We start from the raw sequence: 8,172 nt of genomic DNA, 5'->3' as shown, positions 1-8,172 counted from the left end.
ACCCCGTCCACCCCGGCCCCGTCGTTGGCCCCGACCGACAGCGAGGCAGCGCCCCCGGGACCCGTCGCGGTCCCCGCCCGGCGCGGCACGAGCGAGGTCGACGCGGTGATCGCGGGACGCAGTTCGGTCATCACCTCGTCGGGCGTTGGCCGGTCCGCGGGGTCCTTCGCCAGGCACCGGCGCACGAGCGGCACGAGCACGGCGGGCACCCCGCTCAGGTCGGGTTCGTCGTGCACGACGTGATAGGCGACGATGTACGGGCTGTCCGAGTCGAAGGGCCCCCGGCCCGTCGCCGCGTGCACCAGCACCGCCGCCATCGCGAACACGTCGGCGGGCGGCCCGACGGCGCGGGGCCGCTGGAACTGCTCGGGAGCCATGAACGGCGGCGTGCCGATCAACTTGCCCGTCTCGGTGTGCAGATCGCTGTCGGCGGGGCGGGAGATGCCGAAGTCGATGACGCGCGGCCCGTCCGGCGCGAGCAGCACATTGCTCGGCTTCAGGTCGCGGTGGACGACACCGGCGCGGTGGATGTCGCGCAGCCCCTCGGCGAGCCCGGCGGCGAGCCGCACCAACTCGCCCGCGTTCAGCGGCCCGTTCAGCCGCACCTGGTCCGACAGCGTCGGACCGTCGATGAACAGCGTGGCCATCCAGGGGCGTTCGGCGTCCGCGTCGGCGTCCACGACCGGAGCGGTGAACGCGCCGCTGACCCGCCGCGCGGCGGCGATCTCCTGCCGGAAGCGGGCACGGAACTCGGGGTCGGACGCGTACTGCTCGTGCACGACCTTCACCGCGAGGCGCAACCCGGAGGCCGAGGTGGCCAGATGGACGACGCCCATCCCGCCACTGCCGAGTGTGCCTCCGAGCGGATAGCGGCCCGCGTAGCCACCGCCGGCGGTGTGGGGCAGCTGCTGCATACCCACCCCCGTAGGTTTCGTGCGCTGCGCGACGCACCGACCATAGTCGATGAGGCATACGATCCGGCCACCGGTTGCTAGCGTGCCCCGCACGAAGCGGGCAGGGTCAAGGAGGGGGAGCACGATGGCACTTGAGGAAGCGGAGAGGCCGGTGGCGGCCGGGGCGGAGGCGGTCGCGGTGCCGGAGGGAGCGCTCACGTCGGGGTCGTCGGTGGCAGCGGCGTCGTCGGCGGCAGCGGCGATCAAGCACTACCCGATCGCGCCCGGCTACAGCGTCAACGTCCGCAGCGGCCCCGGCACCAACCACGGCGTTGTCCGGATTCTGCCGGTGGGAGCGTCGGTCCCGATCAACTGCCAGATGTACGGGACGACCGAGAGCGGCCCCTACGGCACGTCCCGGATCTGGGACAACATCGCCAACGGCCAGTTCGTGTCGGACGCGTTCGTGCACACGGGCAGTGACGGCTTCATCGCACCGCGCTGCGACTGACCGCCCGGGGCACCCGGCGCCCGTGCGCCGCTCCCCGGCGGCACGGGCGGTCCGGGCGCGCGGCGGCCGGGAGCCGCTCCGCCGCCGGCCGGCGCGAGCGGGGATAATCGACCCGTGAGCGAGCAGCGGCGCCCCGAGGGGCAGGACGAGCAGACCGCGGGGGCCCGGCGGCCCGCGCAGGGCGGGCAGGACCGGCCCGCGGGCGGACCGGTCCCCGAGAGCCTGCGTTTCTTCGGGACGACCTGGGTCGCCCACGACGGCGGCTACGCGCTGCGGCGCGCCGCCGTCGCCGCCGGGTCGCTGCTGGCAGCCGCGGCCTCGTGCGCCGTCCTGCGGTTCGCCTACGACGGGATCGCGCTGGCCGACGTCGGCTCCTTCGTGGGCTGGCTCGTCGTCGTGATGTTCGCGGTGTGCTCCTACGTCGCCTTCCGCAGGGCCTGGGCCGGTTTCGCGGCCCGCCCGGAGGACCCGGGCCGCGAGGAGTCGCTGCGCAGCCTGAAGGCGATCGGCTTCATCGGCTCCCTGCTCGCCTATTTCGTCCGCTCGCTCACCGAGGCCCCCGGCGAGGGCCTGCGCCGCCGGGAGTACGAGGCGGCCGTCACCGCGTACGAGAAGCGGCGCTCCTCCCGCAGCGGCAACCCGGGCGCACGGGGCGGAAGCCGGCCGAAGAAGCGCGGCCCCGCGGCAGCGGGCACGAAGCCCGACCCGGGGGGCACGAGCCACCCGGCCGTAGCCCGGAACACGCCGCCCCGTACCCGCCCCTGAACGGAACCCGCCCGAATCCGCACCTGAACGGAACCAGCCCCGCCCCGCACCTGAACGGAATCCCCCCCGTACGAGAGGAACGCCCGTGGCCACGCGTGCCCTGTCCTTCGACTCCGTCGCCGAGCTGTACGACACCTCGCGGCCCGACTACCCGCCGTCCCTCTTCGACGCCGTGGAGGAGGCCGGGGACCGGCCGCTCGCCGGTTCGCGGGTGCTCGACGTGGGGGCGGGCACGGGCATCGCGACCCGGCTGCTGCTCGCGCGCGGTGCGCGGGTGACCGCCGTGGAGCCGGGGCCCGGCATGGCCGGCCGGCTGCACAGCGTGCTTCCCGACGTCCCGCTCGTACGGGCCATCGGCGACGCGCTGCCCTTCGCGGACGCCTCCGCCGACTTCATCACGTACGCCCAGTCCTGGCACTGGACCGACCGGCCGCGCGCCTTCGGCGAGGCGATGCGCGTCCTGCGTCCCGGGGGCGCGCTCGCCCTCTTCTGGAACGTGTCCGACCACTCGGTCCCGTGGATCGCCGCCCAGGACGCCCGCCTGCGCGCGCACGGCGGGGACGGCGGCCACGGCATCCACGGCGCGCGCGAACAGGGCCCGCTGCTGCCGGACGGCGTCCACTGCGAGGAGCGCCGGGTGGCCTGGACCCGTACGGTGCCGCTGGACGCGCACCTCGACAACTTCGCCACCCACAGCGTCTTCCGGGTCCTCGGCGAGAGCGCGACGGCGGCGTTCCTCGCGGCCGAGCGCGCGGAACTGCTGAAGGTCTTCCCCGACGGGGTCGTCGAGGAGTCGTACGTCACCGACCTGGCGCTCGCGAGGCGCCCGGCCTGACCACTCGGGGGTCTCGGACGCCTCAAAGGTCTCGGACGTCTCAAGCGCCCCGGCCGTCCCGGAGGTCTCAGGTGCCGGCGGGCAGCACGGCGGGCGCCGACGCCAGCGGGATTCCCGCCTCCTCGATGGCCCGTACCAGCGGCGCCAGTTCGGGGTTGCGCGCGGCTTCCGCGAGTGCGTCGCGCAGCGCGGCGTCGTTGGTCGGGCGGGCCCGCTCCAGCAGGGCGAGGCCGTCCGGTGTCACGTCCGTGTAGATCCCGCGCCGGTCCGTCGGGCACAGGTAGCGCGACAGCAGGCCACGGTCCTCCAACCGGCTGACCAGGCGCGTCGTGGCGCTCTGGCTCAGCACCACCGCGTCCGCGACCTGCTTCATCTGGAGGTGGCCGCCATCGCCGTCGTGCTGCCTGCTGAGGGTGTTGAGCAGGGAGTACTCCCGTACGCTCAGCCCGTGTCCGGCCTGGAGCAGGCGCTCGATGTGCGACTCGATCCTGCCGTGGAGCACTGAGAGCGCCGACCAGCCCTGAGCGAGGGCGGTGAGCGCCGGGTCGGTCGCGGTCATGTGGAGACCTCCCTGTCCGTGAGTCCCTGTCCAGGGTAGGCCACGAGTGAAATATTGCGCGCCTGCAAGTAAAACGCCCGCGGGCACCTCTTCCCGAGATCCCGAGGTACGGGCGCCTCTCCCCGAGGAACCGTCCCGACCAGGGGCGATAGCGGCAAACACTGGTCACGAGACACCGAAGGTCTTGGACGTCGGCACGCTCGCACGAAAGACTTGCACAAGAACTTGGTGGCGTGGGACACACCGGCGCCCCGGCGATCCAGCATCCAGGAGCCGATCCATGGCCGAGCCAGCGATATTCGAGCAGGAGCGGGACCGGCTGTGGGGCATCGCCTACCGCATCACGGGATCGGTCGCCGACGCGGACGACGCGCTCCAGGACGCCTGGCTGCGCTGGGAGCCGCTGCCCGACGACGAGGTGAGGGCGCCGCGCGCGTACCTCACCACGGTCATCAGCAGGATCTGCTACGACCAGCTGACCTCCGCGCGCGCCCGCCGCGAGGCGTACGTCGGCACCTGGCTGCCCGAGCCGCTGGTCACGGAGGCGGGTCCGGAGGAGCGGGTCACGCTGGACGACTCGGTCGGCACGGCCATGCTGTTCGTCCTTGAGCGGCTGACGCCGGCCGAACGCACCGCGTTCATCCTGCACGACGTGTTCTCGGTGCCGTTCGCGGACATCGCTGACGCCGTGGGCCGCAGCCCCGACTCCGTACGGCAACTGGCGTCGCGGGGCCGCCGCCGGGTGCGCGCGGAGGCGCCGCGCAGGTCGGTGGACAGGCGGGAGAGCCGCCGGGCGGTCGACGCCTTCCTCAAGGCCGTCATGGCCGGTGACTTCGACGCGCTGCTCGAGGTGCTCGACCCCGACGCGGTCCTGCGCTCGGACGGCGGAGGCCGGGTCACCGCGGCCCGGCTGCCGGTGATCGGCGGCGAGAAGGTCGCCACGTTCATGACCCGTATCCTGCGCAACTTCGACCCGGACCGGATGCGCCTGGTGGCGCGGGACGTCAACGGAGCCCCGGGCGCGCTGCTGTACGACGTGCTGACGGGACCGGTCGCCGTCTGGTCGTTCACGGTCGGCGAGGGCAGGATCAGGACGATCGACGGCGTCCTCAACCCGGACAAGCTGGGACACGTGCGCACGGACGAGCGCCCCGAGGACGAGGCCTACCGCCTGACCGCCGCCCGACCGGCCCCGGCCCTCCGCTCCCCGCACTGACCGGTCCTTCCCGCTACCGATCCCGCGTCGACCGGCCCCGGCTGTACGCTCCCGCGTCGATCGGCCCCCTCCGTACGCTCCCGCGTCGATCGGCCCCGGCCCGCTCGCTTAGCCCCGCGTCAACCGATCCCCGCCGTACGCTCGATCGCGGTCCGGACGAAGGCCCGTGCGAGCTCCCCGCGCCGGGTCCGCCACGGCTCGCGCGCGGGCTCGGGACCGGCGTCGTACCGCAGGGCGCGCACCTTCTCCACGACGGCGGACGGCGCGCCCATGCGGGCGAGTTCGGACAGCGCCTCGCGCTTGGTGGCGAGCCGGTCCTCACGTAGGACGACGGCCGCGCGTGCCACCGTGAGCAGGCCGAGCGCGACCCAGATGTCCGCCGTCCACAGCTCCGGCTCCGCCGTGCGCGCGTACCAGTACTCCCGCAGGTCGCGACGGACGAACTCGGCCAACTCGCCCGCCCGCAGGGGCGGCAGGAGGGTGCCGGGGGCCGGTCCGCGCAGGACCCGCCCCGCTTCGAGGAGTTCGCGCCGCGAGACCGGGGTCACGGGCCGCTCGAAGGGCTCGCCGTGGGCCCAGGTGAAGTGGCCGAGGGACGCGTCCGCGAGCCGCCCCGCCTCCAGGTACGAGCAGTGCAGCAGGGCCGCGAGCGGCTCGTCGCGCGCCAACGCCCGGTGCGAGTCGACGAGTTCGGCGCGCCGGGCCTCGTCAAGGACGATGCCGGGCGAGAGGACGGCGATGAGGTCGAGGTCGCTGCGCCCCTCCTGGTAGTCGCCCATGGCGAGGGAGCCGTGCGCCCACAGGGCCGGCACGTACGGGGGCAGCGCGGCCGTGAACCGGGCCAGCAGGCGCTCGGTGGCCGGGCCCGCGGCAGCAGCAGTCATGGATGCCAGGATGGCCCGGTACGAACCCCGTACGAAACCGTACGCACCATCCGCACGGCGAGGTGACCGAATTGACCGGTACGAAGCAGGCCCGCTCGAAGGGGACCGTCGCGGTCCTCGGCACGGGCAAGATCGGCGAGGCGCTGCTCAGCGGCATGATCCGCGCGGGCTGGCGGCCGGAGAACCTGCTCGTCACCACGCGCCGCCCCGAGCGCGGGGCGGAACTGCGCGACCGGTACGGAGTCGAGCACGTCACCAACGCGGAGGCGGCCGAGCGCGCCGAGACCCTCATCCTCGCCGTCAAGCCGCAGGACATGGGCAAGCTCCTGGACGAACTGGCCCCGCACGCCACCACCGACCGCCTCGTGATCAGCGCGGCGGCCGGCATCACGACGGCGTACATCGAGGACCGGCTCGCGACCGGCGTCGCGGTCGTACGCGTCATGCCGAACACCCCGGTCGTCGTGGACCAGGGCATGTCGGTGATCTCCGGGGGGAGCCACGCGGTCGCGGAGCACCTCGCGCACACGGAGGAGATCTTCGGCGGCGTCGGCAAGACCCTGCGCGTACCGGAGTCCCAGCAGGACGCGGCGACCGCCCTGTCCGGTTCCGGACCCGCCTACTTCTACTTCCTGGTCGAGGCGATGACGGACGCGGGCATCCTCCTCGGCGTCCCCCGCGCCCAGGCCCACGACCTGATCGTGCAGTCCGCGATCGGCGCGGCGGTGATGCTGCGCGACAGCGGCGAGCACCCGGTGAAGCTCCGCGAGGCGGTCACCTCCCCCGCGGGTACGACGATCAACGCGATCCGCGAACTGGAGGACCACGGCGTACGGGCCGCCCTGATCGCCGCCCTGGAGGCCGCCAGGAACCGCAGCAGGGAACTCGCGGGCGGCAACGGCTGACAACGCCAGGCCGGCGGGGGCCCCGGCGCGCCCTCGGGCCTCCGCCGGCGCCCCCTCGGACCTGCGGCGCGCCCTCAGGCCGCCGGGAGCAGCCCGATCGCCGCGTACGCCGCGTCGACGACCGGTCCTGCCACCGACCGCGCCCGCTCGGCACCCGCCCGCAGCACCGCGTCCACCCCGCCGGGATCGGCCGCCAGTTCCGCGTACCGCTCCTGGAGTGGCCGCAGCACCTCGATCACGGCTTCCGCCGTGTCCCGCTTGAGCGCGCCGTACGAGTCGTAGGACCCGGCCAGTTCGGCCGGGTCGGCGCCCTCGCCGCCACACGCGGCCAGGATGTCCAGCAGGTTCGAGACGCCCGGCCGGCCGGCCCGGTCGTGGACGACGTCGCGCCCGCTGTCGGTCACGGCCCGCGCGACCTTCCGCCGTACCGTGTCGAGGTCGTCCAGCAGGTAGACGATCCCCGCCCCCTCGGCATGCGACTTGCCCATCTTGCCGGTGGGGTCCTGGAGGTCCATGACCCGCGCGGCCACCCTGGGCGCGGTCGCGCGCGGCACCGTGAACGTCTGCCCGTAGCGCTGGTTGAACCGCACCGCCAGATCGCGCGCCAGCTCCACGTGCTGTCTCTGGTCCTCGCCCACCGGCACCTCGTCCGTCCGGTACGCGAGGATGTCCGCCGCCATCAGCGCCGGGTACGAGAGCAGCGAGAAGCGAACGCTCTGCCCGGACTCCCGCGCCCTGGCGCTCTTCTCCCGGTACTGGATCATGCGCCGCAGCTCGCCGTCCGTGGCCACGCACTCCAGCAGGTACGACAGCCGGGCGTGCTCGGCCACATGGCTCTGCACGAACAGCGTGCACACCTCGGGGTCGAGCCCCGCGGCCAGCATGAGCGTCGCCGTCCGCCGGCTGAGCTCGCGGACCCGGACCGGGTCGTGCTCCACGGTGAGGGCGTGCAGGTCCACGACGCTGAAGAAGGCGTCCGACTCGTACTGGTCGGTCTCCACCCACCGGGTGATGGCTCCCAGGTAGTTGCCGAGTGTCAGATGCCCCGTGGGCTTGATCCCGCTGAAGATCGTGGTCACGAACTGTCTCCTGTCTCCTACGAGGGCCGGCCGCCGGTCCTGCGGCCGGCCCCGGCTCCGGGAGTACCGGGAGCGGGAAGACAAGAACGGCCGCCGGGGGCGGCGGCCGTTGGGGTGCGTACGCGTACCGGCCGCCGTCAGGCGGCCCACCACTGCTGGGTGTGAGGAGTACGTACGCACGAGGTCATGGGCACAGAGTACGCCGCGATACCCCCGGGTTGACAGCGCAAACCTCGATCCGTAACGTACTCCGAGCTGTTCGACGTGAGCGCCGACCCAGGTCGGTCCCCCGGCAGCCACTCCGCAGGAACCATCAAGAGCAGGCGACTTCGCGTCGCACTGTTCCGCGTGTGCTTTTCGGCGGGGTGTGGAAGCAGGAATCCGCGTTCGAAAGAACCGGAAGCCCCGATTAGCGTCGGAGCCCCTGAATCCGCTAAAGTCTCACTCGTCGGAACGGCCGAGCGAAAGGGCCGGAAAGACAAAGGCAGGACCCCTTCCGACGGGGAATCGGACGAAACAGAGTCT

The 8,172-nt window shown here is 73.2% G+C and carries 9 protein-coding genes; 5 read left to right on the top strand and 4 right to left on the bottom strand.

Translation table 11 applies throughout. The annotated features are described in order from the left end of the window. On the bottom strand, positions 1–914 hold a 914-nt coding region (locus LCE31_RS32525), incomplete at its 3' end, for a serine/threonine-protein kinase (protein ID WP_225020837.1). A 124-nt stretch (positions 915–1,038) separates the two neighbouring features. On the opposite strand from LCE31_RS32525, the gene LCE31_RS32520 reads away from it, so the two are divergent. The 3 genes from LCE31_RS32520 (at position 1,039) to LCE31_RS32510 (ending at position 3,004) form a co-directional block, all read left to right on the top strand. After that, positions 1,039–1,404 carry a hypothetical protein gene (locus LCE31_RS32520; protein ID WP_225020835.1) on the top strand — a complete coding sequence of 122 codons (366 nt, stop codon included), beginning with the start codon at positions 1,039–1,041 and terminating at the stop codon, positions 1,402–1,404. Between the two features lie 114 nt (positions 1,405–1,518). Beyond that, entirely contained in the window at positions 1,519–2,169 is a 651-nt protein-coding gene (locus LCE31_RS32515; protein ID WP_225020833.1) for a hypothetical protein, read from the top strand. An 85-nt stretch (positions 2,170–2,254) separates the two neighbouring features. Further along, on the top strand, positions 2,255–3,004 hold the full coding sequence (locus tag LCE31_RS32510; RefSeq protein WP_225020831.1) for a class I SAM-dependent methyltransferase: 750 nt from the start codon (positions 2,255–2,257) through the stop codon (positions 3,002–3,004). Positions 3,005–3,071: 67 nt separating this feature from the next. Here the strand turns inward: LCE31_RS32510 and LCE31_RS32505 are convergent, their stop codons facing one another. After that, complete coding sequence (locus LCE31_RS32505; RefSeq protein WP_225020829.1) at positions 3,072–3,563, bottom strand: MarR family winged helix-turn-helix transcriptional regulator; 492 nt, start codon at positions 3,561–3,563, stop codon at positions 3,072–3,074. Positions 3,564–3,843: 280 nt separating this feature from the next. Here LCE31_RS32505 and sigJ point away from each other — a divergent pair, with 280 nt between their 5' ends. Continuing rightward, positions 3,844–4,779, top strand: a complete 936-nt coding sequence (gene sigJ, locus LCE31_RS32500) for an RNA polymerase sigma factor SigJ (RefSeq protein WP_225020827.1) — start codon at positions 3,844–3,846, stop codon at positions 4,777–4,779. 119 nt (positions 4,780–4,898) lie between these two features. Here sigJ and LCE31_RS32495 read toward each other — a convergent pair whose 3' ends face one another. Beyond that, positions 4,899–5,663 (bottom strand): nucleotidyltransferase, encoded by a 765-nt coding sequence (locus tag LCE31_RS32495; RefSeq protein ID WP_225020825.1) that lies wholly within the window; start codon positions 5,661–5,663, stop codon positions 4,899–4,901. Positions 5,664–5,734: 71 nt separating this feature from the next. Here LCE31_RS32495 and proC point away from each other — a divergent pair, with 71 nt between their 5' ends. After that, complete coding sequence (gene proC / locus LCE31_RS32490; RefSeq protein WP_225020823.1) at positions 5,735–6,568, top strand: pyrroline-5-carboxylate reductase; 834 nt, start codon at positions 5,735–5,737, stop codon at positions 6,566–6,568. A 74-nt stretch (positions 6,569–6,642) separates the two neighbouring features. Here the strand turns inward: proC and trpS are convergent, their stop codons facing one another. After that, the gene (gene trpS, locus LCE31_RS32485) at positions 6,643–7,647 is read right to left on the bottom strand and encodes a tryptophan--tRNA ligase (RefSeq protein ID WP_225020821.1); all 1,005 of its coding nucleotides are present in this window, start codon (positions 7,645–7,647) and stop codon (positions 6,643–6,645) included. Positions 7,648–8,172: the final 525 nt, after the last annotated feature.

This window comes from Streptomyces sp. 8L (assembly GCF_020176795.1).
GTDB lineage: Bacteria > Actinomycetota > Actinomycetes > Streptomycetales > Streptomycetaceae > Streptomyces.
The sequence above is the reverse complement of the archived record's forward strand: the minus strand, read 5'-3'. Positions and strand labels throughout refer to the sequence as shown.